General features: G+C 70.1%; 20 protein-coding genes. 8 read left to right on the top strand and 12 right to left on the bottom strand.

The window, feature by feature from the left end; genetic code table 11:
- Positions 1–54: 54 nt before the first annotated feature.
- The 4 genes from ABR737_RS40165 to ABR737_RS40150 form a co-directional block, all read right to left on the bottom strand.
- Positions 55–810: a polyprenol monophosphomannose synthase gene (locus tag ABR737_RS40165; protein WP_350256085.1), complete on the bottom strand. Its 756-nt coding sequence runs from the start codon at positions 808–810 to the stop codon at positions 55–57.
- Positions 807–2,480 (bottom strand): apolipoprotein N-acyltransferase, encoded by a 1,674-nt coding sequence (lnt, locus tag ABR737_RS40160; RefSeq protein ID WP_350256084.1) that lies wholly within the window; start codon positions 2,478–2,480, stop codon positions 807–809. The genes ABR737_RS40165 and lnt overlap by 4 nt, the downstream gene beginning before the upstream one ends.
- Positions 2,481–3,041: 561 nt before the next feature.
- A complete protein-coding gene (locus ABR737_RS40155; RefSeq protein ID WP_350256083.1) occupies positions 3,042–4,697 on the bottom strand; it encodes an amidohydrolase in 1,656 nt (551 codons plus the stop codon).
- A 57-nt stretch (positions 4,698–4,754) separates the two neighbouring features.
- A complete protein-coding gene (locus ABR737_RS40150) occupies positions 4,755–5,195 on the bottom strand; it encodes an Lrp/AsnC family transcriptional regulator (protein ID WP_026170119.1) in 441 nt (146 codons plus the stop codon).
- Positions 5,196–5,404: 209 nt separating this feature from the next.
- Between ABR737_RS40150 and ABR737_RS40145 the strand changes: the two genes are divergently transcribed.
- The gene (locus ABR737_RS40145; RefSeq protein ID WP_350256082.1) at positions 5,405–5,833 is read left to right on the top strand and encodes a hypothetical protein; all 429 of its coding nucleotides are present in this window, start codon (positions 5,405–5,407) and stop codon (positions 5,831–5,833) included.
- 31 nt (positions 5,834–5,864) lie between these two features.
- On the opposite strand, the gene ABR737_RS40140 is transcribed toward ABR737_RS40145, so the two are convergent.
- Positions 5,865–6,974 (bottom strand): phosphotransferase family protein, encoded by a 1,110-nt coding sequence (locus tag ABR737_RS40140; protein WP_350256081.1) that lies wholly within the window; start codon positions 6,972–6,974, stop codon positions 5,865–5,867.
- Complete coding sequence (locus ABR737_RS40135; protein WP_350256080.1) at positions 6,971–8,110, bottom strand: Rv3169 family protein; 1,140 nt, start codon at positions 8,108–8,110, stop codon at positions 6,971–6,973. The genes ABR737_RS40140 and ABR737_RS40135 overlap by 4 nt, the downstream gene beginning before the upstream one ends.
- A gap of 180 nt (positions 8,111–8,290) precedes the next feature.
- Here ABR737_RS40135 and ABR737_RS40130 point away from each other — a divergent pair, with 180 nt between their 5' ends.
- The gene (locus ABR737_RS40130) at positions 8,291–9,448 is read left to right on the top strand and encodes a pyridoxal-phosphate dependent enzyme (protein ID WP_350256079.1); all 1,158 of its coding nucleotides are present in this window, start codon (positions 8,291–8,293) and stop codon (positions 9,446–9,448) included.
- A 122-nt stretch (positions 9,449–9,570) separates the two neighbouring features.
- Here ABR737_RS40130 and ABR737_RS40125 read toward each other — a convergent pair whose 3' ends face one another.
- Entirely contained in the window at positions 9,571–10,743 is a 1,173-nt protein-coding gene (locus ABR737_RS40125; protein WP_350256078.1) for an acyl-CoA dehydrogenase family protein, read from the bottom strand.
- Positions 10,744–11,078: 335 nt separating this feature from the next.
- On the opposite strand from ABR737_RS40125, the gene ABR737_RS40120 reads away from it, so the two are divergent.
- The 5 genes from ABR737_RS40120 to ABR737_RS40100 all read left to right on the top strand — a co-directional run bounded on the left by ABR737_RS40120 (position 11,079) and on the right by ABR737_RS40100 (position 18,647).
- Positions 11,079–12,362, top strand: a complete 1,284-nt coding sequence (locus ABR737_RS40120; RefSeq protein WP_350256077.1) for a glycoside hydrolase family 18 protein — start codon at positions 11,079–11,081, stop codon at positions 12,360–12,362.
- A 254-nt stretch (positions 12,363–12,616) separates the two neighbouring features.
- A complete protein-coding gene (locus ABR737_RS40115) occupies positions 12,617–13,942 on the top strand; it encodes a GAF domain-containing protein (RefSeq protein ID WP_350256076.1) in 1,326 nt (441 codons plus the stop codon).
- A gap of 67 nt (positions 13,943–14,009) precedes the next feature.
- A complete protein-coding gene (adh, locus tag ABR737_RS40110; protein ID WP_350256075.1) occupies positions 14,010–15,533 on the top strand; it encodes an aldehyde dehydrogenase in 1,524 nt (507 codons plus the stop codon).
- 830 nt (positions 15,534–16,363) lie between these two features.
- A complete protein-coding gene (locus ABR737_RS40105) occupies positions 16,364–17,197 on the top strand; it encodes a PIG-L family deacetylase (protein ID WP_350256074.1) in 834 nt (277 codons plus the stop codon).
- A 520-nt stretch (positions 17,198–17,717) separates the two neighbouring features.
- A complete protein-coding gene (locus ABR737_RS40100) occupies positions 17,718–18,647 on the top strand; it encodes a helix-turn-helix transcriptional regulator (RefSeq protein ID WP_350256073.1) in 930 nt (309 codons plus the stop codon).
- A gap of 279 nt (positions 18,648–18,926) precedes the next feature.
- On the opposite strand, the gene ABR737_RS40095 is transcribed toward ABR737_RS40100, so the two are convergent.
- The 5 genes from ABR737_RS40095 to ABR737_RS40070 all read right to left on the bottom strand — a co-directional run bounded on the left by ABR737_RS40095 (position 18,927) and on the right by ABR737_RS40070 (position 24,936).
- On the bottom strand, positions 18,927–19,355 hold the full coding sequence (locus ABR737_RS40095) for a PPOX class F420-dependent oxidoreductase (RefSeq protein WP_350256072.1): 429 nt from the start codon (positions 19,353–19,355) through the stop codon (positions 18,927–18,929).
- 380 nt (positions 19,356–19,735) lie between these two features.
- A complete protein-coding gene (locus ABR737_RS40090; RefSeq protein ID WP_350257108.1) occupies positions 19,736–20,491 on the bottom strand; it encodes a nuclear transport factor 2 family protein in 756 nt (251 codons plus the stop codon).
- 969 nt (positions 20,492–21,460) lie between these two features.
- Positions 21,461–21,769: a hypothetical protein gene (locus tag ABR737_RS40085; RefSeq protein WP_350256071.1), complete on the bottom strand. Its 309-nt coding sequence runs from the start codon at positions 21,767–21,769 to the stop codon at positions 21,461–21,463.
- 670 nt (positions 21,770–22,439) lie between these two features.
- Entirely contained in the window at positions 22,440–23,738 is a 1,299-nt protein-coding gene (locus tag ABR737_RS40075) for an erythromycin esterase family protein (RefSeq protein ID WP_350256070.1), read from the bottom strand.
- A gap of 538 nt (positions 23,739–24,276) precedes the next feature.
- Complete coding sequence (locus ABR737_RS40070; RefSeq protein ID WP_350256069.1) at positions 24,277–24,936, bottom strand: YceI family protein; 660 nt, start codon at positions 24,934–24,936, stop codon at positions 24,277–24,279.
- Positions 24,937–25,501: 565 nt separating this feature from the next.
- On the opposite strand from ABR737_RS40070, the gene ABR737_RS40065 reads away from it, so the two are divergent.
- Complete coding sequence (locus tag ABR737_RS40065; RefSeq protein ID WP_350256068.1) at positions 25,502–25,642, top strand: hypothetical protein; 141 nt, start codon at positions 25,502–25,504, stop codon at positions 25,640–25,642.
- The last annotated feature ends 4 nt before the right edge of the window (positions 25,643–25,646 follow it).

Genomic DNA, 25,646 nt, shown 5'->3' with positions numbered 1-25,646 from the left:
ACAACGTCAGCCGGACCCGCCGTCAGCCGACCTCGACGTCAGCGGGCTCCGGCGTCAGCGGCCGCGGATCTTGTCCACCCGGGAGCCGACGCCCCAGGCCGTGACCCGCCACAGGGCCTCCACGACGATGTCGCGGCTCATCTTGCTGTCGCCCAGCTCCCGCTCGACGAAGGTGATCGGCACCTCGACGACGTGATAGCCGGCCTGCACGGCACGGCGGGCGAGGTCGACCTGGAAGCAGTAGCCCTGGGAGGCCACGTCATCCAGGCCCAGCCCTTTGAGCGCCTCCGCGCGAAAGGCCCGGAAACCGCCGGTGATGTCGCGCAGCGGCAGGTCCAGCACCAGCCGCGAGTACGTACTGCCCCCGCGGGAGATGAGCCGCCGGTACGTGGGCCAGTTGACGGTGCGGCCGCCGGGCACCCAGCGCGATCCGAGGACGAGATCGGCGCCCTTGAGGGCGGTCAGCAGCCGCGGCAGCTCCTCGGGCTGGTGGGAGCCGTCGGCGTCCATCTCGACCAGCACGTCGTAGCCGTGGTCGATCCCCCAGCGGAAGCCCGCGAGGTAGGCGGCGCCGAGGCCTTCCTTGCCCTTGCGGTGCAGGACGTGGACCTGCTCGTCGGCGGCGGCCAGTTCGTCGGCGAACTTGCCGGTGCCGTCAGGACTGTTGTCGTCCGCGACGAGGACATGTGCCGTGGGGACGGCGGACCGCACCCGCGAGACGATCGGCTTGATGTTCTCCGCCTCGTTGTACGTCGGAATGATCACCAACGTGGTGCCGAGCGGACCGTACTGCCGCTGCCCGTCTGTCACTGCTGCCCCTTCTCGTCCTTCGTTCGCCCGCGCCGGCCTGCAACCACCGCGCCGGCGCAGGACAGAAGCCCAACGATAGCGAGCACCCACTCGGGAGCGGCACCGACGCGGTCGGCGAGCGTCGTTTCGTCCCGGAGCGGAATCCGTGCGGAGACCACGCCCTGGGTGAACTCGGGAATCCGGTGGGTGATCTTGCCGTCCGGGGCGACCACGGCGCTGATCCCGCTGGTGGCCGCGGTGACCACGGCCCGGCCGTGTTCGACGGCGCGCAGCTTGGACATCGCCAGCTGCTGCTCGGGCTGGCCGGAGCGGCCGTAGGTGGCGTTGTTGGTCTGGATGACCAGCGCGCGGGCGCCCGCGTCGACGGTGTCGTGCACGATCTGGTCGTAGGCGACCTCGAAGCAGATGACATCGCCGAGCCGGGCGGGGCCGACGTGGAGCACGCCGGTGTGGTCGCCGGGGTAGAAGTCGCGGGGCACCCGCTGGAAACGCGTGATGATCTTGCTGAGCTGTTCCCGGAACGGCACGTACTCGCCGAACGGCACGGGGTGCTGCTTGGTGTAGGAGGCGCCCGGCCCCTTCTTCGGGTCCCAGACGATGCCCTCGTTGAAGACATAGCCCTTCTTGGAGGGGTGGTCGATCAGGGCGCCGACGAGGACGGGCACGCCGATGGCCTTCACGGCCTCGTCAATCCGGTCGTAGGCCTGGGGGTATTTGTACGGGTCGAGGTCGGAGGAGTTCTCCGGCCAGATGACCAGGTCCGGCTTCCTGGCCCGGCCGGCCTTGACGTCGGCGGCGAGCTTTTCGGTGGCCGTGGCGTGGTTGTCGGTGATCATCATGGGGCGGCCCAGGAAGTCCATGCCGGGCTGCTGGACGTTGCCCTGGACGACAGCGATATCAGCGGTGTCGTCGGCCTTCGTGGGTACGGGCACCACGGCGCCGGCCAGGGTGACCGCCGCGGCGAGCCCGAACGCCTCCAGGGCCGGGACGGCCCGGCGCAGCGATCCGTTGCCACGCAGCTGCCAGAGGGTGGCGGCACATACGGCGAGCAGCGCGCCGGCCAGCGCCACGGCGAAGGTCACCAGCGGGGCGCCGCCGAGCGCGGCGAGCGGGGTGAACGGCGAGCCGGTGTTGGCGAAAGCGAGCCGGCCCCAGGGGAAGCCGCCGAACGGCAACCGGTCGCGGGCCCATTCCTCGGCGACCCAGAGGCAGGCGGCCCACAGCGGCCCGCCCGGCAGCCGGGAGGTCACGGCGAGCGCCGCGCCCAGCAGCGTCAGGAAGAGCGTTTCGGCGACCGAGAGGCCGAACACGGCGTCCCAGCCGACGACATGCAGCCACTTCAGCAGGATCAGGAAGAACGGCAGCCCGAACGCGAAGCCCGTCCAGGCGCCCTGGCGGGCGGTGCGGCCGCGGGTCAGCAGCGACAGCGCGGCGACGGCCACCACGGACAGCGGCCACAGGTCGTACGGCGGGAAGGCCAGGCCGAGTGCGATGCCGAAGACGGCCGCAAGGCCGGTACGCAGCGTCTCCCGGCGGATCAGGGCGGCGAGGCGCCGCGCCCGCCCGGGGCGCGCGGGCGCGGCGGTGGAGCCCGTCCCGGCGCGCGGCACCTGGCCGTCGGGCGCGGTGCCGCTGACGGCTTCTTCGGTGGTGTCGGAACCCGATGGCACGGTCGCGGGCCTTCCTGCAGGTCGTGCGGTGGTGAGCTGACCGTACATCGGGAGGCCGGGATTGCGGATATGGGGTGCACAAAAGGTGAAAGACGCACCACGGGGAGTGCGGACGGGCTGCCGCGGTGCGGATAGGGGCCCGGCGCCCTTCGGGCCGACCTGGGACCCGCTGGCTGCGGGTCGACCGAAAGCCGTTGTCTACTGAGCGTCCGGGCCCCACCCGGGTCGCACCTTCCCCCAAGCTCCCACGGAGCAGGGAGGGACCCCCATCCAGCCGAAACACTCCGTTGTCCCGTGCCGCTGGTGCTGGACCTGGCTCCCAGTGGCGGTGTGCCCAGTGGCGCACCACCCCATGGCCCAGCTGCGTTCGACGACTGCGCGGAGGTCTCCCGGTCGGACGTCCTGGTGGTGGACTCGGCCGAACCTACCGGCCGCCGACCGTCTGCTGTCAACAGGTGCTGCACCTGCGTCGTTTCGCGTCGCCCCAGGTCAGCCGCGAGCGCCCCCAAGTGAGGCAAGGAGCGGCAGGCGCAGCCCCCGCCGGTACCTGCCCGCGCGATGTCACTCGTTCGGCGGCCCGAAGACCTTTCGCCCGCCGACGACCGTGGTCAGGCATACCGGGAGGTCGTTGCCGGGGGTGAGATCGGGCAGGCCGGGGGTGCCGGAACGGGGGTCGGTGGACCAGCGCTGCACCCGCTCGTCGGGGGCCTGGACGATCAGGTCGCCGGTGCGCCAGACCGCGTAGTCGGCGGGGGCTCCGGGCACCAGGACGCCCGCGTCGTCCCGGCCGATGGCGCGCCAGCCGCCGCGAGTGTGGGCGGTGAACGCGGCGCGGGCGGAGATGCCGTGGGCGCGGGTGCGGTGGAAGACGGCGGCGCGCACCGTGCCCCAGGGATCGAGCGGGGTGACCGGGCTGTCGGACCCGAGCGCGAGCGGGACACCGGCCTTGAGCAGCGCGGCATACGGGTTGAGCGTGCGGGCCCGGTCGGCGCCCAGGCGGGCGGCGTACATGCCGTCCGCGCCGCCCCAGGCCGCGTCGAAGGCGGGCTGGACGGAGGCGGTCAGGGCCAGGTCGGCGAAGCCGGCGAGGGTGTGCTCGGTGAGCATTTCGGCGTGTTCGACGCGATGCCGGGCGGCGCGGACCCGGTCGAGGCCGATCCGGTCGGCGGCGGCGCGTACACCGGCCACGACGGCGGTGAGGGCGGCGTCGCCGATGGCGTGGAAACCCGCCTGGAGCCCGGCCTCGGTGCAGGCGGCGACATGGGCGGCGACGGCCTCGGACTCGAGCTGGGGGGTGCCGGTGTGGCCTGCGTCGGCGTAGGGGGCGTGCAGATGGGCGGTGTGGGAGCCGAGCGAGCCGTCGGCGAACAGATCGCCCGCGGCGCCGAGGGCACCGAGTTCACGGATCCGCTCCGCATCCTTTGCGGATGCGATCAGCTCGGCCCAGTAGCCGATGACGCGGGGGCCGTTGCCTTCCCGGGCCAGGGCGAGCAGCCCCGTGAAGTCGTCCTCGCCGGAGATGTCCGGACCGGCGCACTCGTGGACGCTGCCGATACCGAGCGAGGCGGCACGGGCGAGCGCCGCGGCCTGGGCCTCGGCCCGCTGGGCGGGGGTGACGGTGGCGTAAGCGGCCTTGCGCACCGCGTGATGGGCGGCGCCGGTCAGCGGGGCACCGTCGTGGAACCCGTCCCGGTCGCGGATGCCGGGGACCAGGTCCAGCAGCGCCGTGGTCACGACGGCGGAGTGCACGTCGACCCGGGTGAGATAGAGCGGGCGGCCACCGGTGGCCTCGTCCAGCTCGGCGCGGGAGGGCGGGCGTCCCTCCGGCCAGATGCCGGCGTCCCAGCCGTGTCCGAGCAGAATGCGGTCCGCCGGGCGCGCGTCCGCGTAGGCGCGGATCCGGGCGAGTGCGTCGGACAGGGTGCCGGCCCCGACCAGATCGAGACCGGTGAGCGCGAGGCCGGTCGCCGTGGTGTGCACATGTGCGTCCGTGAACGCGGGAGTGACGAGCGCACCGTCGAGCGGAATGATCTCGTCCACGCCCTCGGCGAAGGAGTCGGCCGCGCCCTCCTCCCCGACCCAGGCGATGCGGTCGCCTTCCACGACCATGGCGGTGGCGAAGGGGTCCGCGGGGCTGTGCACCTCACCGCCGCGCAGCAGGACGGTGCGGGGCCGGGAAGGGTGCTTCCGGGCCTGGTGGGAAAGGGGCTCGCTCATACCGGACAGTTTGGCCCCTGCGGACGGACGGACCGCGCGCAGGGGGGCGTTCGCCGGTCAGATGCGCGGCGGCCGGGCCTCGTAGGGGGTGGAGAGCACGACCGTGGTGCGGGTCGACACACCGGCGAGGGTCCGGATGCGGGTGAGCAGATGCTCCAGCTCCAGCGGGGTGGCGACCCTGACCTTGAGGATGTAGTTCTCGTCGCCGGCGACGCTGTGGCAGGCCTCCAGCTCGGGGACCTCGGCAAGGCGGTCGGCGATGTCGTCCGGCGCACTGGGGTCGAAGGGTTTGACCGAGATGAAGGCGGTGAGCGGCAGGCCCACTGCTTCGGGGTCCACGATGGCGGCATAGCCCCGGATGACACCGCGCTGCTCCAGGCGGCGCACCCGCTGGTGCACCGCCGAAGTGGACAGGCCGGTGGCCTTGCCCAGGTCGGTGTAGCTCATCCGCCCGTCCTTGACGAGCAGATCCACGATTTGTCGGTCCAACTCCTCCACATGTTCAACCTACTGTGCGCGGGGGCGTATGCGCACCGTGCGCCGGATCGTGGACACCTCCACGCCGGTCCATGTGACCAATGCCACACATGTGATCCGGTGTCGGTAGGGTGCCCGCGATTATGCGTGCGGCATGAAGGGAATTGCTGCTGGTGGCCGGGACCGCCCGTCACAGGAAGTCAGCGGTACGACCGACCCACCCGAGGGGGATGGACATCATGCGACGCCTTGAGCAGGACTCTGCTGCCGCACACTTCGACGCCCAGGAGGGCGACAGTCCGGGCGGCTTCGGCGACGACGGTGCGGACGTCGACTCTTTCGACACCTACGAGATCTACCGCGTCACCTGCGCCGACTGCCTGCAGCCCATCGCCCTGCTGGCGGACGAGGACACGCTCCCGGAGCACGCACTGTGCGCCTCGCCGTGGAACCCCTTCGGCCTGACGGTGTGCCAGGGTTCCGGGCGGACGGTGTCCGAGGCTCCCAGGAACGCTGACACCCTGGACACCCAGGAGCAGGACGCGGCCGTGTTGCTGACGCTCCCGGAGAGCCTGGACTGGCGCCGCCAGCCGTTCTCGCACCTCGGCGGGCCCGGCACCCGGCCGGTCCGGGTGCCGCGGATGCGCCCGCTCAGCTGAGAGCGCCGGCAGGCCCGTACAACACCCGGTCTCACCAGTAGCGGCGCTCGATCATCGCTTCCAGGGTCCCGCGGTGCAGGATCAGCGCATCGGCGTCGGCCGGGACCGGCAGTTCCCCGAAGTGGACCTGGCGGTAGGCCACTCGCAGCATCACGATGGCGTGCCGCAGGGCCGCGTAGAGGGTGTGGAACTCCATGGCGCGAGGCCGGTGCCCGGTGAGCCGGGCATAGCGGTCCTCGACGCGGTCACGGCGCAGGAATCCGGGCAACCCCAGCTGGCCGCCGCTCTCCGTGAGGTCCTGGAAGAAGCGGTGCAGAAAGACCATCCAGCCCAGGTCGAGTTCGCGGGGGCCGAGGGCGGCCATCTCCCAGTCGAGTACGGCCGTCGGCTCGAAGCCGTCGTAGACGATATTGCCGATCCGGGCGTCGCCCCAGGTCAGAACGGTCTCCCCCGGGTCCGCGGGCCACAGGTCGGCCAGCCGGGCAAAGCCGCGTTCGATCAGCGGCGAGCGGGGGCGACCGTCAACGACCCAGTGGTAGTAGGCCTGTTGAGCCTCCACGTGACGCTGTAGCGCGTCTCCTGTTCCGGGCGTGGCGAGGAAGGCGGCCGCGCCGGAGGGGACTTGGTCGTGCAGCCGGGCGAGGACCGACACGCTGGCGGCTTCCAGTTGGTCGCGCTGGGCGTCGGTGGCGTCGCACAGCCAATTCCCCTCGTACGTATAGGGCATGACGTCCGGCGGGACGCGGCCGGCGGCGCGCGTCATGACGAAGAACGGCGCGCCGAGGTACGCCGGGTCCTCTTCGAGCCAGAGGGTGCGGGGCACGGGCAGGTCGGTGTGGTCGGCGACCAGGCGCATGGTGCGGTACTGCCGGGCCATGTCGTAGCGCGGGAAGACGGTGTACGCGGCGGGGTCGGCGGCGAGGCGCAGGGCGCAGGAGCGGGGGACGTCCTCCGGCCCGGACGGCGGCCGGGGGTGGTCGATGTCGAAGAGCAGCGTCTCGCTGGACATGCCGTTGGAGTCCGGTACGGCCGGGGAGACGGCGCGGGCGCCGGGGAGGCGGGTGCCGAGCCAGGCGGTGAGGCGGCGCGTCAGGTCTTCGGGATCGCGGGTGCTGGTGCGGGGCCGGGGCGCCGTGCTCACTGTCCGGCCTCCTGAGCGACGGAGTCATAGCCGGTGAAGCCGCTCGGGTCGTGCCGGCCGAAGCTGCCGTGCTCGAAGATTCCGTAGCCGGTCCGCCCGTCGAGGGTGAAGCGGGCGGCGTGGTCGGTGACTCCGTATGCCGCGAGGGGGTGGGCCGCCGGGTCGGAGAGGTCGTAAGTGCGGCGGTCGGTCCAGCCGCGGCCCCGCCAGGTGCCGTGCTGCCAGTCGTCGGGGCTCGCCGGAGGGTAGCCGGCGCCCACGGCGAGGGGTGAGGAGGTGAGGATCTCGGCGGTGAGGTCGAGGGGTTTGCGGGCCGGGTCGGTGAGATGGATGACGGCGCGTTCGGGGTGGCGGGTGCCGGGGCGGTAGCTGATGTCCGCGTGCGGCCAGCCGAGTTGGGTACCGCGGGCGCCCTCGCGGACCATGGTGGCCTCGTTCAGGGTGCGGTGGCCGTCGGCGTCCTCCTGGACGATGACCATCACAAAGCGGTCGTCGAAGCGCACCGGGCACCAGATCCAGTGGAAGCCCTCCGGCCGCAGTTCCTCGGCCGCCCGCCCGCCGTCCTCACCGGCGATCGGGCGTACGCCCCAGCTGCGGTCGCGGGTGCCGGTCCACTCCCCCGCCGTGACGGCGAGCTCCTGGCCGGCCACGCGGATGCGGCCCCTGCAGGTGCCCGCCTGGACGAACCGCCGGCCTTCGAGCAGCAGCCGGTCTCCGCGGTACTGGGTGTGGTGCGGCTCCCAGGTGGCGGGAAACGCCGCGGCCCAGGTCAGGTCGTACGCCAGGCCGTCCGGGTCGCCGGGGTCCGCGGCGCAGGTCAGCCGCAGGCGGGCAAGCGGCTCCTCGACGGTGATGGTGAGCGGGCCGACGGTGAGGGCCATGCGGTCGTCGGTGAGCGCGTCGGAGGCCCGTACGGCGTACAGCCGGTCGCCGAGGCGGAGGGTGGCATAGGCGTCGATGACCCCGGTGTTGGGGTAGACACCGAGGCCGGCGATCAGCAGGGCGCGGCCGGAGTGGTCCATGACGTGGAAGATGCACCGGTCGTAGGCGTTGCGGTCTCCGGTGGCTACATGCCGCATGGACAGCGGGACCTGGTGGATCGGGTACTCGTCGAGCGCGATCGGGCGGTCGGGCACGGTCTCCTCCTGGGCGCGCGGTCGGCAGGGCGTTTCCTGTAGCAGGGGCCTCCTCAGCGGGAGTTGACGGTACGTCAGCCCGGGGCGGACGACCAGACCTTCGAAAGCGGTAGGGGGCTAAGGAGCCATTCACCTGTTACCTTCTGAGTCGATGCCGAACCGACCACCCCTGGAGCCACGGTGACCTCACGACCTCCCCTGCACTGCCTGCGCTGCACCCGCTTCTCGGAGGGCTTCGCGGGGTGCCGGACCTGTGCCGCGGAGGGCATCGGCGTCAATACGATGCCGCCGCTCGCGGATCTGGCCGGTGTGGACCTCGCCGCGTATCCGGGCGGGCCGTGGGGCCTGCCGACGGCACTGCCGGTCTCCGGACCACCGGTCACGCTGGGCGAGGGCAACACCCCGTGCATCCGGCTGCGGACGGACCCGGACCGGGCCCAGGACAGCGCGCCCGCCGGGGAGTTGTGGCTGAAATACGAGGGTGGGAATCCGACCGGCTCGCACAAGGACCGGGCGATGGCCGTCGGGGTGGCCGCGGCGGTGGCGGCCGGTGCCGGCACCGTGGTCGCCGCGTCGTCCGGCAATGCCGGGGCGGCGGCCGCGGCGTATGCGGCGCGGGCCGGGCTGCGCTGTGTGGTGTTCACCAACGAGAAGGTGCCGGCCGGGCTGCAGGCCCAGATCGATGCGCTCGGCGCCGAGCGGAGGGTGCACCCGGGCACCACCGCCGCACGGAACGCGGCGATGGCCGAGGCCGTCGAGGAGCACCACTGGTACCCGCTGACCAGCTACTCCGCACCGTCGCCCGGCGGGAATCCGTACGCCAACGAGGGGTACAAGTCGGTCGCCTACGAGCTGGCGCGGGACTTTGCCGGACGGCGTATCGACATGGTGGTGGTGCCCACCAGCCGGGCGGATCTGCTGGCCGGAGTCGGCCGCGGCTTCCGGGAGTTGGCGGCCGCGGGGCTGATCGCACACGAGCCCCGGCTGGCGGCCGCCGAGCCGTCCGCCGCGGCGCCGTTCACCGCGGCGCTGCGCTGCCCGGACCGCGCGGACCAGGAGCGTACCCGGGTGGCGGCCCGGCCCACGGTGGCGTTCTCCCTCGGGGAGGAGCGGCCCTGCTGGCAGGGGCTCGACGCGCTGTGGCGCACCGCGGGCACGGCCGTGGCACTGGACGACGAGTCGATCGGGGCGGAAACCCGGAGGCTGGCGGCACAGGGCCTGGTCCTGGAGCCGTCCTCGGCCGTCGGGTCCGCCGTGGCGCGGGATCTGGCCCGCACACCCGGCAACCTGGTGGTCGCAATCGGGACGGCCACGGGGCTCAAGGGGCTGGTGGGCTAGGGCCGGGCGGCCTGACGGGCGGGCGAGGGGACCGGCGTCGCGCAGCCGGGCGGCCGGGCCAGGCGAGCCCGGCGGCGCGAGGTGAGGCGGGGCCGCCCCGGCCTCGCCTCGCCCGCCCCCACTCAGCGCGTTTCGGGCCCCGCGAGATGGCGGGCGATGACCATCCGCTGGATCTGGTTGGTGCCCTCGACGATCTGCAGGACCTTGGCCTCGCGCATATAGCGCTCGGCCGGGAAGTCCAGGGTGTAGCCGTAGCCCCCGAGGAGCTGGACGGCGTCGGTGGTCACCCGCATCGCGGTGTCCGTGCAGAACAGCTTCGCCATCGCCGCTTCCTTGGAGAACGGCAGACCGGCGTCGCGCAGCCGGGCGGCGGTGAGATAGAGGGCGCGGCCGGCCTCGATCTGGGTGGCCATGTCGGCGAGCATGAAGCGCAGACCCTGGAAGTCGACGATCGGGCGGCCGAATTGCTGCCGCTCGGCGGTGTAGGCGAGCGCTTCGTCCAGCGCGGCCTGGGCGACACCCACGGCACAGGCCGCGATCCCCAGACGCCCGGAGTCCAGGGCGGACAGGGCGATGGCGAAGCCCTGCCCCTCGTCCCCGAGGCGGCGGGAGTCGGGGATGCGGACGGCGTCGAAGTGCAGCTGGGCCGTCGGGGAGCCCTTCATGCCCATCTTGCGCTCGGGTGCCGCGGCGCTGAGGCCTTCGGCGTCGCCGGGCACGAGGAAGGCGGTGATGCCATGGGCGCCGCTGCCGCCGGTGCGGGCCAGCACGGTGTAGAAGTCGGCCACGCCACCGTGGGTGGTCCAGGCCTTGGTGCCCTCCAGCCGCCAGGTGTCGCCCTCCCGGGTCGCCCGGGTGCTCAGGGAGGCGGCATCGGAGCCCGAAGAGGGCTCGGAGAGGCAGTAGGCGCCGACGAGTCCGCCGCCGAGCATGTCCGGGAGATGTTCGGCGCGCTGCTCCTTGGTGCCGTATCCGGCGAGCGCATGGCAGGCGAGGGTGTGGACGCTGACGCCGAGGCCGACGGTGAGCCGGGCGGCGGCGAGCTCTTCCAGGACCTGGAGGTAGACCTCGTAGGGCTGGCCGCCACCGCCGAATTCCTCGTCGTAGGGCAGCGAGAGCAGTCCGGACTCCGACAGCAGGGTGAAGGTCTCGCGCGGGAAGTGGCCGGCGTCCTCTTCCTCGGCGGCGGTTGGCCTGATCTCGCGCTCGGCGAGCTCACGTACGAGGGTCAACAGGTCGCGGGCTTCCTCCGTGGGCAGCCTGCGGTCCACCGGCCGGGGGCCGTACTCGGTCATGGCGGCGCTCTCCTCCCTGTCGGGCGCTACGGCGACACGCGCAGGGTGGGCGGCGGCGCCGGTTTCGTCGTGCCAGGCCGATGATCGCGTTCCGGGTTGCGGAAGGCGATGACCTGCGGCGGTGGCGCTAGGAGTATGCCCGATCGGCGGCCCCGCGTCACGGGTTGATCATCACGAACTGCGGGAACCGGCCCCGCACCGCTCGGTCACCGTATTGGTCCGAACCATTGACGCACTGGTCTAGTCCTTCTACCTTCTCCCCCAACGTTCAACGCGTTCATGCCAATTCGGACGCAGGTCAGGCTCCACCCCTCGCCCCCCTCCGAGGAGACACCATGCTCAGACCGCACCGGATGCGCTCGCCGCGCAAAGTGATCGCCGCCGTCACCGCGCTGTGTACGGCGGCCCTGGCCGGCACCCTGCTCGCCGGACCGGCCGCCGCCGACCCCGCCGGCACCCCTGCCGCACGCCACCCGTCCGCGGCCGCCGGGCCCGCCGCGCAGCCCGGCGCGGCGGGCAACAAGGTCGTCGGATACTTCACCAACTGGGGTGTCTACGACCGCAATTACCACGTCAAGAACATCGAGACCTCGGGCTCGGCGGCCAAGCTCACCCACATCAACTACGCCTTCGGCAACGTCCAGGGCGGCAGGTGCGCCATCGGCGACTCCTACGCCGACTACGACAAGGCCTACACCGCCGACCAGAGCGTCGACGGCAAGGCCGACACCTGGGACAACGGCGCGCTGCGCGGCAACTTCAACCAGCTGCGCAAGCTCAAGAAGCTGCACCCGGGCCTCAAAGTGATCTGGTCGTTCGGCGGCTGGACCTGGTCGGGCGGCTTCGGCGAGGCCGCCAAGAACCCCGACGCGTTCGCCCGCTCCTGCCTCGACCTGGTCGAGGACAAGCGCTGGGCGGATGTCTTCGACGGCATCGACATCGACTGGGAGTACCCCAATGCCTGCGGCCTGACCTGCGACACCAGCGGCAGGGACGCCTTCACCAAGGTCATGCGGTCACTGCGGTCGGCGTTCGGCCCGGGCAATCTGGTGACCGCGGCGATCACCGCGGACGCCTCGTCCGGCGGCAAGATCGACGCGGCCGACTACGCCGGCGCGGCGCAGTACGTCGACTGGTACAACCCGATGACGTACGACTACTTCGGCGCCTGGGACGCCAAGGGCCCGACGGCGCCGCACTCCCCGCTCACGTCGTACAGCGGCATCCCCAAGGCCGGCTTCAACAGCACCGACACCATCGCCAAGCTCAAGGGCCTCGGCGTTCCGGCAGGCAAGCTGCTGCTGGGGATCGGCTTCTACGGCCGTGGCTGGTCGGGCGTCACCCAGGATGCGCCGGGCGGTACCGCGACCGGCGCGGCACCGGGCAAGTACGAGGCCGGTATCGACGACTACAAGGTGCTCAAGGGCCGCTGCCCGGCAACCGGCAAGGTCGGCGGCACCGCCTATGCCAAGTGCGGCGACCAGTGGTGGAGCTATGACACCCCGGAGACCATCGGCACGAAGATGGCCTACAAGGACGCGCAGGGCCTGGGCGGCACGTTCTTCTGGGAGCTGAGCGGTGACACCGCAGGCGGTGAGCTGATCAAGGCGATCAGGTAGGCAGGCAGGAGCGGAACCGGGCGGGCGGGAGGCGGCGGCCTCCCGCCCGCCTGTCGTGCGGCAGCGGCCCCTCCAACGGCACCGTCCGGCACCCTCCGACCCTGGCAGGACGGCCCACTCCGGTTACGGCTGCGTACACGGTGGCCAGGGTGACGCCCGTGGGTGACCCGGCACGCCCGCGGGGTTTACGCTCCCGCCCGGTACGAGCACCATCGGCCGTACGGGAGCAGGTGCTGCAGGTGAAGAGGTGACACGTGGTCAACCCTTGGCTGGCGATGGAGACCGGTGCCGATCCGGTGGAGCGTACGCGGACGGTGCGGCGGGCCCATGCGGCCTTCCTCAGCGACGGGACCGTAGCGCCACCGGTCCGCCAGGTGGTCGCCGACTCCTGGCGCCGCTCTGCCGACGCCCGGGCCGCGGCGGACGGCGTCGCGCCCATCGATCTGGACGAGGCCACGCTGGGCACCTACCGGGACGGGCATCCGCTGGCCCGTGCGATGCCCGTCTTCCGGGAGCTGCTGGGCAGCTTCGCGCAGGACGGCGCGCATCTGCTGGCCGTCTGCGATCCGCAGGGGCGGCTGCTGTGGGTGGAGGGGCACCGCGGGGTGCGGCGCAGTGCCGAGCGGATGAACTTCGTGGTCGGCGCCCGCTGGGACGAACGGCACGCCGGCACCAATGCCCCGGGCACCGCGCTCGCCGCCGATCACGCCGTACAGATCTTCGCCGCCGAGCACTACAACCGGCAGGTGCAGCGCTGGACCTGCGCCGCCGCCCCATTGCACGATCCGCGGACCGGACGGCTGCTGGGCGCGGTCGACATTACCGGCGGCGACCATCTGGCGAGCCCCCACAGCCTGGCCCTCGTACAGGCCACCGCACGCGCCGCGGAGGCCCATCTCGCCGCTGATATACCCGAGTTGGGCGTCTGCCTGTCGGCGCTCGGCCGGGATGAGGCGCTGCTGACGGTGGACGGGAAGCGGCTGCGGCTCGGCCGGCGGCACAGCGAGATCATGGTGCTGCTGGCCCGGAACCCCGAGGGGCTGACGGGCGATCAGCTCTCGGTGCTGCTGTACGGCGCACGCGAGATGCGCCCGGTGACGCTGCGGGCCGAGCTGTCCCGGCTGCGCCACCTCGTCGGCACACTGCTCCATTCCCGTCCGTACCGGCTGAGCCGCCCCGTCGAGACCGACCTGGGTGCGGTCGAGGACGCCCTGAACGCCGGCGAGGTGCGCACCGCACTGGGCGCGTACCGCGGCCCGCTGCTGCCTCTGTCGGAGGCGCCCGGCGTACAGCGGCTGCGCGGCGCGCTGGAGGACCGGCTCCGGCGTACGCTGCTCGCCACCCGCGACCCCGGCCTGCTGCGCGAGTGGTCGCGCACCCCCTGGGGCGAGGACGACCTGGAGGTCTGGGAAGCGCTGGTGGACGCCCTCCCGGAACGCTCCCCCGCCCGCAGCGCACCGATGGCGACCGCGGACCGGCTGCGCGCGGCGTACGGCCTGACGACCGGCGCCTCCCCCCGTGCCCTGCCCGCGCCCGCGGCCGTGCGCGTCGCAACGTTCACGCAACCTCCCCCGCCATAGCCTGCGCGCAACGCCCGTCACACGGGAGTGGCGGGCACCGCGCCGAGAGCGATTGGGAGGCCGCACCATGGCCCGTTACGCCAGCCCGGGTTCCGCCGATGCCGTCATGAGCTATCTGCCCCGCTACGACCACTGGATCGGCGGCGAGTTCGTGGCGCCCGCACTGGGCCGGTACTTCGAGAACCCGACCCCGGTCAACGGGCAGCCGTTCACCGAGATCGCGCGGGGCACCGCCGAGGACGTCGAGCGGGCCCTGGACGCGGCGCACGCGGCCGCGCCCGGCTGGGCCCGTACGGCCGCCGCCGAACGCGCCACCGTCCTCAACAAGATCGCCGACCGGATGGAAGAGAACCTGGAGGCCCTGGCGGTCGCCGAGAGCTGGGAGAACGGCAAGCCGGTACGCGAGACCCTGGCGGCCGACCTCCCGCTCGCCATCGACCACTTCCGCTACTTCGCGGGCGCCATCCGCGCCCAGGAGGGCTCCCTGTCGGAGATCGACGAGGACACCGTCGCGTACCACTTCCACGAGCCGCTCGGCGTCGTCGCCCAGATCATCCCCTGGAACTTCCCCATCCTGATGGCGACCTGGAAGCTCGCCCCGGCCCTGGCCGCCGGCAACGCCGTGGTCCTCAAGCCGGCCGAGCAGACCCCCGCGTCCGTGCACTACTGGATGAGCCTGGTCGCGGACCTGCTGCCGCCCGGCGTGGTCAACATCGTCAACGGCTTCGGCGCCGAGGCCGGCAAGCCGCTGGCCTCCAGCCCCCGGGTCGCCAAGGTCGCCTTCACCGGCGAGACCACCACCGGCCGTCTGATCATGCAGTACGCGTCCGAGCACCTGCGGCCGGTGACGCTCGAACTGGGCGGCAAGAGCCCCAACATCTTCTTCGACGACGTCTCGTCCGCGGTGGACGACTTCCACGACAAGGCACTGGAAGGCTTCACCATGTTCGCCCTCAACCAGGGCGAGGTGTGCACCTGCCCGTCCAGGGCGCTGATCCAGCGCGGCCACTACCAGGACTTCCTGGAGGCCGGCGTGGCCCGCACGGAGAAGATCGTCCAGGGCCACCCGCTGGACACCGACACCATGATCGGCGCCCAGGCCTCCAACGACCAGCTGGAGAAGATCCTCTCCTACCTGGACATCGGCCAGAAGGAGGGCGCCCGCGTCCTGACCGGCGGCTCGCGCGCCGAACTCGGCGGCGAACTGGAGGGCGGCTACTACGTCCGCCCGACGATCTTCGAGGGCAACAACGAGATGCGGGTCTTCCAGGAGGAGATCTTCGGCCCGGTGGTCGCCGTGGCCCCCTTCAGCGACTTCGACGACGCGATCGGCATCGCCAACGACACGCTCTACGGCCTCGGCGCCGGTGTCTGGACCCGCGACGGCTCCACCGCCTACCGCGCGGGCCGCGCCATCCAGGCCGGCCGCGTATGGACCAACTGCTACCACGCCTACCCGGCACACGCGGCCTTCGGCGGCTACAAGCAGTCCGGCATCGGCAGGGAGAACCACAAGATGATGCTGGACCACTACCAGCAGACGAAGAACCTGCTGGTGAGCTACTCGGCGAAGAAGCTGGGGTTCTTCTAAGGGCCCGAAGAAGGGCGCCTGACCTGGTCTTTTACCGGTCGGGCGCCTTTCGCTCGGCCCGCCCGGAGCGACGGCCGGTACAGGTCGTACCTCCCGGTTGCTCCCACCGGTATCCCGCTCCCGTGCGCCGGCTTCCCTGCTCGCCGGCCTGGCCACAGCACTCGCACACGGCACTGGCACCGGCACCGGCACCCGCTAATCCCGGCGCGCCTCGGCAACCGTCCCAGCGCACCATTACGGATCCAGCCCCCGTGCCAACCGGCCCGCAACTCCCGGTCGGCCGACTCCGCTGACCAACACGGTGTCGCCCCCGCACACGGGTCCTGGGGAGCCCACTCGCACCACATCGTCCCTGGTGCATATGCGCCAAAGCGTGCGCCGGGCCGAAGCCGAAGCCGTGCCCGGCTCGACGGCACGAGCCATTCGTGAGCATCCGCGTTCGCAAGGCACCACTGCAGCAACACTGGCGAGTTCACCGAGGGTGACAAGGGCGCTGAGCGCACCAACTCCCTGCGCCTCCCTTCACGTCTGTAAGGTCTCAAATTCCGCGTCGGAATCTCACGGCTGGTGCCGGAGGGAAGTCGGATCCGACGTGGCACAGAGTCATGCCGATCGCGCCTTGACCGCGATCGAGTCCTCACGCCGACGCCTGGGAAGTCCGAGCGGCCTCGCCGGGAACATCCGGGCCGGCCGGCACCGTTGCATCGACGGAGGGACCGGCGTCGCACGGTGGGAGCAAGATCATCCGCCCCGACAGGATCCGGGCCCCGGGATCGCGGTACGCCCGCCGCGCGCTCGGACCAAGACGTATCGCGCAGGAGGACTTGTTCATGACCGACCGGCCTTTGACACTCATGGCAGTGCATGCCCACCCCGACGACGAGGCCACCGGAACCGGAGGGGTCCTGGCGCGGTACGCGGCGGAGGGCATCCGCACGGTTCTCGTGACGTGTACCGACGGCGGTTGCGGTGATGGACCGGGGGGTGCCAAGCCGGGCGACCCCGGGCACGATCCGGCGGCCGTCGCTTTGATGCGCCGTCAAGAACTGGAGGTGAGCTGTGAAGCCCTGAAGATCAGCGATCTGGAAATGCTGGACTATGCCGACTCCGGGATGATGGGCTGGCCGAGCAACGACGCCCCCGGATCCTTCTGGCAGACCCCCGTGGAGGAAGGCGCCGCCCGACTCGCGGACCTCATGCGGCACTACCGACCCGACGTGGTCGTCACCTATGACGAGAACGGCTTCTACGGCCACCCCGACCACATCCAGGCAAACCGCATCACCATGGCGGCGCTGGAGATGACCGCGCTGACACCGAAGGTGTACTGGACGACGATGCCCCGCTCGATGATGCAGCGGTTCGGGAAGATCATGCGCGAGCTCCATGAGGACATGCCGGAGCCGGATCCTGCCGAGGCCGCCGCGATGGCCGAGATTGGCCTCCCCGACGATGAGATCACCACGTGGGTGGACACCACCGCATTCAGCGGTCAGAAGTTCGACGCACTGGCCGCACACTCCAGTCAGGGCGAGAACATCTTCTTTCTGAAGATGGGCAAGGAGAGGTTCGGCGAGTTGATGGGCATGGAGACCTTCGTCCGTGTCCAGGACGCCACCGGCGCGGCCGTACCCGAGAACGATCTCTTCGCCGGACTGCGCTGATCCGACCGTCCGGCCGGGGCCTGGGAAAGGCCATCAGCCGCACAGCACGACCGAGGGCGTCACACACCTGAAGGCTTGTCGACGCCGCGTTCCGCTCCGGCGGCCCGCGACCACCTGACAACCGTGCAGGTGGGAGACTGCGGGCTGCCGACTCGGAAGGCGCGCGACGTCACCCCCTTGAGGAGGGGCGTCTGAACTGGGCTTTCCCCCGTCAGGCGCCGTTCCCTCGGCCCGCCCAGAGCGAGAGGCGGTTCACGTTGCACCTCCCGGTCTCTTCCCACCGGTATCCCGCCCCTGACCAGCGCTTCCGGACCGGTCACGGACCAAACGGCGCACCTACCCAGCAGGTGCCGCACCCTGGCTGACGCGTCCGGTGCCACGGCGAACCGTTCGATGTGCGCGCGGAGGATGCAAACGAATGGGGTGGGACGGGCACAAGCCGAGTCGCGGTAGCCGCACGGCGCTTCCTCTGAAGTTATGAGGCACCCCGATGGGACGGGCGGTAACCTAGGGACGCACCATGGGAAAAAACCGACAGCACTCCGTTACCGACGTGCCCTACCGGCCCTCGCGGGGCGCACCCGTCGGCATGGACGTCCTCAATTTCGCTGAGCTGTCCACACGCGGAGGCCGGCGGGGGCTGGACCTGTCGGCGCCGCTCCGGCCGGACTTCCACCACTTGATCCACGTCAGGCAGGGCCCGGTGCGGCACATCGTGGACTTTCAGAACTACAAACTGGACTCGGGTTCCTGGCTCTGGGTGCGAGCCGGCCAGGTCCACCAGTACGTCCCCCGCGATCACACCACGGCCCGGGGCACCATCGTCATCTGGCAACCCGGCTTCGTCGCTGCAGAGCCCCTCCACAATGACTCGCCCATGCTCCTGACGGGCCCGCACGCTCGCTCCGCCGGCCTCGCCCTTCGGTGCCTCATCCACGAATACGGCGACCTGGCCTCCCTTCCCCTCGACGCCCACATCGAGACGCTGCGCCACCTCCTCAGCGTCCTCCTGCTGCGCCTGACCCACGCGTGCCCGGCCTCCGCGTCGTCCCCCGGCCCGTCCCACGACGCCTTCCACCGCTTCCGTAGCGCCGTCGAACGCGACTTTGCCGACTCGCACCACGTCAACGACTATGCCGCCGCACTCGGCTACAGCGTTCGCACCCTGACCCGCGCCACCCAGGAAGCGACCGGCTCCACCGCCAAGCAGTACCTCGACGCCCGCATCCTCCTGGAAGCCCGGCGGCTTCTGGTCCACACCGATGCCACGTCCGCGGAGATATCCCGCCAGCTGGGTTTCCGTGACCCCAGCGACTTCACGAAGTTCTTCCGGAAACGTGACGGGGGGACACCACTGCAATTCCGTGAGGTGGGTCGAGGGACAGCCCCGGTGGCACTCTCCGCCCCGGCGAGCGGTGACACGTCGGCGAGGTCCCCCGCACACGGCTGAACCTGCGAGTGGCCTACTTGCCACCCGCCGCCGCCACACCGGTGGCGGGAGCAGCCGTGGCCGCTCGGATCACGCCTGTGGCAGAGCCAGTGGGGCGGGATCGAGCACCATCGACGCTTCTCGGCACGCGAGTGGAGACGCTGAACACCTCCCTAACGACCCGGAAAGCTTGTCCGTTCTGGCAGCACCCCGCATCACCCGATCTGTGGCTGCCCTGAAGGACTCAGCCAGTCGCTGGGACAGACTCCACCTCAAAGAGCTTCACGAAGATCCACGCTGTCAGTCGGCAACGCCGCTGAGCGCTACAACCTTGTCGATCAACACTCGCACCAGGAGAATCCCGGGCACGCTGTTGCGGGCGCCGTACTCCGGTGCACGGTCCTTTCCCACGTAGCGGGCAGCAATCCTGCCCGCCCAGTCGCGCACCTGCGGTACGTCCTCGCTCACCTGTGCCCGGCCCTCAATGGTGACGAAGGAGAACGGCGGACGATCATCGTCGACGCAGAGGGCGACCCGCCCGTCGCGGATCAGGGTCCGGCCCTTGATGGTGTTCTTGTGAGTGTTGAATACGAGGTGGTCGCCGTCCAGCAGGAACCACACGGGTGCTACGTGTGGACGTCCGTCGGCACGGGTGGTGGCGATCTTCGCCGTCCGGGTGCCTTCGCTGAGGAAGGCGCGCCATGTGGCATCGGTCATGGGTGTGGCCATGAATCTTGGGTTTCCTCACGGCAGGGTCGGTTGCGGTGTGGTCTGCGGGAGTCGGAAGGCTTGTCACCTGCCCGGACCTGCAAGCTCGGCCTCGCATTCTGGCTACCCGAGCGGTGACTGGTGGTTGATTTGAAGGACGAGCCGGGGCTGTGGCGATACGTCTGCTCTGCCGGCTCATGAGCCAGGTTGCGGCAGCGTCCTGTGGGTTCCAACGAACACGGCACCAGCTGCACCCGCTGGGCCGCTCCCGCCTCGCTGCACCAGTTCCGCCGGCTCCGCGTCTGCTGCCGACGCCGAGCAGACCTCCGCTCAGCCGACCGGAACCGGTCCGCAGCGTCGTCTGCCCCCGCCGGATCCCAACCTCGTACTGAAACAGTCCGTCAGAACAGGCCGTTGCTGTGCGGCAGTTCGACGGGGATCTCCTGAATGACGTCCCAGTGCTCGACGATCTTCCCGTCGGCGATGCGGAACAGATCGTAGTAGGCAACCGGCTCGCCGAACACGCCCTCGGCCTGCACCAGGGCGAAGTTGCCCTCCGCAATGACTTTGTGGATCGTCTTGTAGACGACAGTTTTGCCCTGCTCAGCCCACTTGGCGGCGGCCACGCCGAAGCCGCTCAGACCGTCACCGGCGTCCGGGTTGTGCTGGTGGTAGGTCTCAGCCGAGGTGTAGTCAGTCGACGCCGAGTAGTCGGCGCCCTTGAGCACCTTCTCGGCGTACCCGGCGACCAGCTTGCGGTTCGCCTCGGTGCTCTCCAGGTCGCTGACCTCGCTGGGGCCATCGGTCTGGGAGCGGCCGCTGGCGGTCTCCTTGACCACCGGCACCAGGGCATCCCAGTGCTCGGCGAGCTTGCCGCCCTCGACACGGAAGAGGTCGAAGGCAACCAGCGGCGCAGGACCGAAGCCGTAGTAGACCCCGTGCAGCGCGACCAGGTCCCCGTCGGCGATGACCCTCGCGCCCTCGTAGCGGAAGTCCGCGGACAGCGAGGAGACCAGCTCGCGCAGAGCCTCGGGGCCGTCGGCGACCAGCGCGCTGTGCTGCCTGAATGCCGGGGAGACCCAGCGGTCCACCGCGGAGGGGTCCTTGTCGCCGAACAGCTCACTTACAGCCTTGAGGACCAGATCCTTGTTGTTCATGACACACATCCATTCCGCCCGGAGCAGCGGACCGGTGTCCGCCGACTGCGCCTCCAGAGTCGTCGGAATTGATCCGGTCCACGAGGTGAAATCGTGACGTGCCATGGGGAAAAGCGGACAGCCTTCAAATGCCTCATCCCTCGCTGGGATCGGCTACAGCTATCCCGACCGACCGCACCTGGGCATGGAATTCCTCGACCACACCAGCCTGAAGAGCCGATTGCCTGCGGAGGCGCTCGCCATGCCGCGGTCCGTCCGCACCTCGGGAAATCACGGACGAAGGTTCATGCCTGCCGGCGGACAGGTGACCGGCAAGCCGTTGCGCCCTCCATCACCCCTCAGCGCCTTCCCGGGAGGCGGCGGGTCCGACCGTGATCGTTGCCGGCTTCAGGTGACATGACGGCGAGGAGGGCTCCGTACGACCTCGATGGCGGCTGGCCAAGCACCAGGTGGGTACGGATCACCCTCACCAGCGGCGCGGATCGTCGTACAGCGGCCGGCTGGGCAGGGCAAGTGCGAGCGCCCGCCCCGGCCGGAAGGTGAGCTCAAAGCTCCGGGGCCTTCGTACTCACCGCGAGGCGTGCGAGCTACCTCTCAAGGACGAGGGCGAGCCCCTGGCCGAAAGACCATGTAGCCCAGCTCTGCCAGGCAGCCGCCTATGGGGTGGCTGCGGTATGGATGTGGGTAGACGGAGCTGGATGCGATGGACGAGGTGTTCGGGGATGCGGAAGGCGACGTTGGAGAGCCGGCCGCGTCGCAGGAGGGACACCTTCAGCGGACCGGACCTCGTCATGGCCCGGATGAAGCTCAAGCAGGTCGACGACCAGGCCGAAGACTGGCCAGAGCCACACGTGAGGCTCCCGCCCGAACAGCGCGGGTATGCCTTGCCTTCTGCGCGGCAGAGTTCCATCCAGGGCCGACGGGCGGCTACGTGGTTCAGTTCGAGCTACCTGGTTCAGTTCGAGCTACCTACTCCACCGCATACAGCAGGTTGTACTCGGCACCATCCGCCCTGAAGCGCAGACTGCGCTCACCAGGCGTATCCGTGATCCACTGTTCCCCGAGCCTGCCGTCCCCGGCTGTTGCGCCGGCCTCCCCGAGAGAGACGGCGATCGTTCCCGTGAAGTCGCAGTCGTACTTGACGGTGTACATCCGGTCTCCCAGCACCGTCCCGTTCCACACGGTGCCACGATCCTGGACAACAAGCCTCGGCTCGTCGAAGCCGCTCCAGCCCTCAGTCGTGACGCACTTGAGCTTCTCCAGATAGAGCTTGGCCATACCGTCCCCTGTGAAGGATCCTTCTCGACACTTCACATCCTGCCGAGCCCCAATAAACGATCACTAAACGCATGGATGCAGCATCCCCGCCAAGGCGACACCCCGCCCCGGGGAAAAGCCGGGCATCGCTGTAGCCCTTGTCAGAGCGGCGAGTACCCCGACACCGTCCGCCCGCCCCAAGGGTAACCAGCCACGCCAACAACACCGGCGATACCAGCAACTGCAGATGGTGGCTCGCGCGACCTGGAGGGCCGCGGCGGCCCAGCGTCACGCAGCTATCGTTTGCATCATCGGGGTGGGAGGACCTGGGCGGGGACCCGCGTGCGCGGGCGGACCATATGTGCGAAGAGCGGGGCTACAGTTCCCGGAGCAACCGCCGCTGCCCCCGCCGTCGCCGTCAGATCCGAGCACACGATCCCGGACCCGAGCCCGGTCTGATCACCCTCACCAAGCCGACACCGGACGGCGTAGAAAGCAACTCAAGCGAAAAAATAAAGCGGAGGCGCGTATCAACAGCCCCTCAGTGAGGTTTTGGTGGGGCCCGGTTGGCATTACCTCACGGGTTTCGTGTCCCGCGTTCGGTAGGGGCGGCGGCACGGGGCTCGCCGCTGTGGAACGTAGGCAGGCGGGACCCCCGTCCGGAGGCCCCGCCTGGTCGGGTTCGGGTGGGTCAGAAGCGCACTGTGCGGTCTCGGGTGGCTGTGGGGACGGCGAGTACGGCGTCGAATGCGTCAGGCACTGGGCTGCTCAGAGGGGAGCTCTGGGAGCGGATGCCGTTGAGCAGTGGTGCCCCCTGAACATCGCGTGGTGCGTGGCGCAAGTCGGTCAAGGTGATGTGGTCGGCGAGTCCGGCGTCGGTGAGGGCGGCCTCGACGCTGCCGGGCTCGGCAGGATCGAGGTGGGCTTCGGCAAGGGTGAAGCCCACTGCGACGCCCTGGTCGGGGTACATCTCCGGGACATGGTCGGCGGTGTGGACGAGGGCCACTGTGCGGTAGTCCCGGCCGAGCATCCGGTGGAGGTGCTGGCCCATGGGCAGTGCGGTGAGGCCACCGCCGAGCTCCAGCTCCGTCTTGTGGATGTGGCTGTTGTGTGCGGCAAGGACCATCCGGTCCCCCGGTGCGGCGTGCTCCAGGTGCCAACGGACCGATTCGGCCATGTAGATCTCTCGCACCGACAGGTCCGCTGCCAGGCCCCGGCCGGACAGCAGGGCGTTCATCGCCTGGAACATGTAGTCGGTGTGGCAGGCCGCTTCCACCCTGCGCCTGGCGATGTCGAAGCGGCGCTGGCTGCTGCGGGAGACGTAGAGCGGTTCGACGGCGCGCAGCCGCAGCAACAGCCGCGCCAGTACGGCAGTCAGTTCGTTCTGCTCGGCCACCGGAAGCCCGGCCCAAGCAGGCCCGGCCGCGGCGCCGGAGCCGCAGCCCTCGAGGAACCGGTCGCTGACCTCCAGGGCCGTATCGACGAGGCGGAGTGCGTCGGGGTCGACCTCTCGCAGGTAGTCGGCCACCGGTTCCAGGGCGGGCCGTAGCGCCCCGCCGGCTTCGGGAACGTCGATGCCGGCGAAGCGCAAGGGGTGGGCGCTGGTGCGGTTGTGGTGACGCAGCCAGTTCAGGAGGTCTGAGGCGCCCCATTCGGCGGCGGCCCGGCTCACCTCTGCCAGGGCACCGTCGTTCCCCTCCCCCTGCAGCCAGCGGTCGAGTGGGAAGGCTTCGCCGAAGCCGAACTCCATGGCGAAGATGGTGAATCCGCAGCGTTCGGCGAGGTAACGGAGCACCCGTTGGCGTGCGTGCGAGAACTCTTCGACGAAGTGGGCGCCCTCACCGATCGCGACGACCCGGGCGTCGCCGACGATCTCCCGGAGCGCTTCGAGATCGTCGAGGGACTCCTGCGGATCAAGGGTGGCCAGGGTGGTGGAGTGCTCGCGGAACCAATCGGCAAGCACAGTGCGGGAAGAGGGATGAACAGGCACAGGGAGAGCTCATTTCTCGGCTCGGAGGTTCAGAACACAGCCGCTCGTCCGCACACGGGCGGACGAGCGATGCGTCGACGAGTACACGGAACCGGCGCCGGGCCACTGGGCCAACGGCGCGCCGCGTCTGTCGACGAACCCCGTCAGAGAAAGTTGCTGCAAATTGCCATGATCGAAAGCTAGCAGCGGGCGCCGTACGCGCGCACGCGAATATTGCGATGGTTGTTCGCGAGGCCGACGGCGCCCTCGGAACACACCCCAGCCGGCAAGGCCCTGAACGGTCCTGCCGTGGACGTTACCGTGGCCAACACCCTGCAGTGACGGGCCGCTGACATCCGGGCGGCCAACGGCCACGGCAACGCCCGCTCCGTCGCCCGCTTCCCCCAAGTCCTGGCCCGCGGTGGTGAGGCCGACGGCATCAGGATGCTCCGTCAGAAGACCATCGAGCGGCGGAGAAGTGGACAGACGAAGAGGCGCAACTCGCCCACCAGGGACCGCGATCTGCCGTGCAGTGACGTCGAGACGATCTTCAGGACAACTACGCCAGGGGCACGGACCGGATCGCGGAGATGTCGAACTGCAGCCGAACCCTCTCGCTCACCATGGCGCCACCCGCTTCCAGGCGTTGGTTGTAGACCAGGCCCCAATCGGTGCGGTCGATGGTGGTGGTCGCGTCGAAGCCGGCCCGCTCATAGCCGAATGGGTCCAACACCGAGCCGAGATAGGCGAGTTGCAGCTCGACCGGACGAGTGATGTCGCGAATGGTCAGATCCCCGGTCATGCGGAAGTTCTCTGCGCCCACGTGGATCGTGGAGCTGCTGCGGAATGCCATCTCCGGGTAGCGCTCCGCGTCAAAGAAGTCGGTGCCTATGAGGTGCGCGTCCCGCTGTTCTACGCCCGTGTCGACGCTGGCGACCCGGATGACGAGTTCGGCCCGGGACTGGGAAGGCTGCGCTCCGTCGAAATACAGCGCGCTGTCGTAATCGGTGAAGGCACCTCGCACCGTAGTGACCATCGCGTGTCGCACGGAGAATCCGATGCGACTGTGCGGGCGGTCGATGGTCCATTGCCCGGTGAGCGCACGAAGGGTGGGGTCGAGTGCGACTTCGGCGGCCTCGGCCGCCGGGAAAGGCGTACGGAGGCCAACAGCCTGCGTCGGCTCGGTAGTCGCGGTCTGGCGACGGCTGAAGATGCCCATGCGGACGTAGCCTCCCTTGAATCGGATCACTCCGTGCTATCACGGCGTAGACAGCCGCTACCCGGCGAGATGGGCGGCCTCGTCCGGATTCCATGTCCCCGACTGCAAAGATGCACAGGATCGACACGAAGAGGGATGTGCTGAGGGGGCCCACATCCCGCATCCCTCACCCCGCACCTCGCACCTCGCACCTCGCGCCAACTACGCCTGCTCCTTGACCTCGTGGTCAGGGACCGCCGTTCAGCCAGTTGCGCCGGGCACCTCCCCGCCACGCCGGCCTACGGAGCCGGAGCCGGAGCCGGACAGCTCGCCCCCCCAACGGCTCGCGGCCGCCGTCTGCCTCCTTGACGGCCTCGATGGCCTCGATGACTTCGATGCTTCCTCGTATCGTGCCGCCGGGCCGTTGAACTTGCCTGCCCCCGAGATCACACGAGCGCCCGGCTGCGCAAGCGATTTGCTAATTATGGCTCAATGTATCGCCTCATGACCTTTCACACGTTTCCGGTAGTTGGCGACAGTAAGTAGTACGAATGAAAGGGTAAGTCCCCTAGTTGAGGAGTCATCGATGGCCAAGATTTCCGCAGCTCCCAAGACCGGGTCTCACGCGGCCCGCAGCCCGAAGAGGATCGGGTTCTCTGCCGAGACGGTGAAGACAGCCCAGGTCAAGAGCGTGCCGAACCTCGAAGTCGACCAGAAGGACGTGTAAGGGC

The sequence above is a fragment of the Streptomyces sp. Edi2 genome, from assembly GCF_040253635.1.
Lineage (GTDB): Bacteria > Actinomycetota > Actinomycetes > Streptomycetales > Streptomycetaceae > Streptomyces.
Note: the sequence above shows the minus strand (reverse complement) of the source record. Positions and strands in the feature narration are given on the sequence as shown.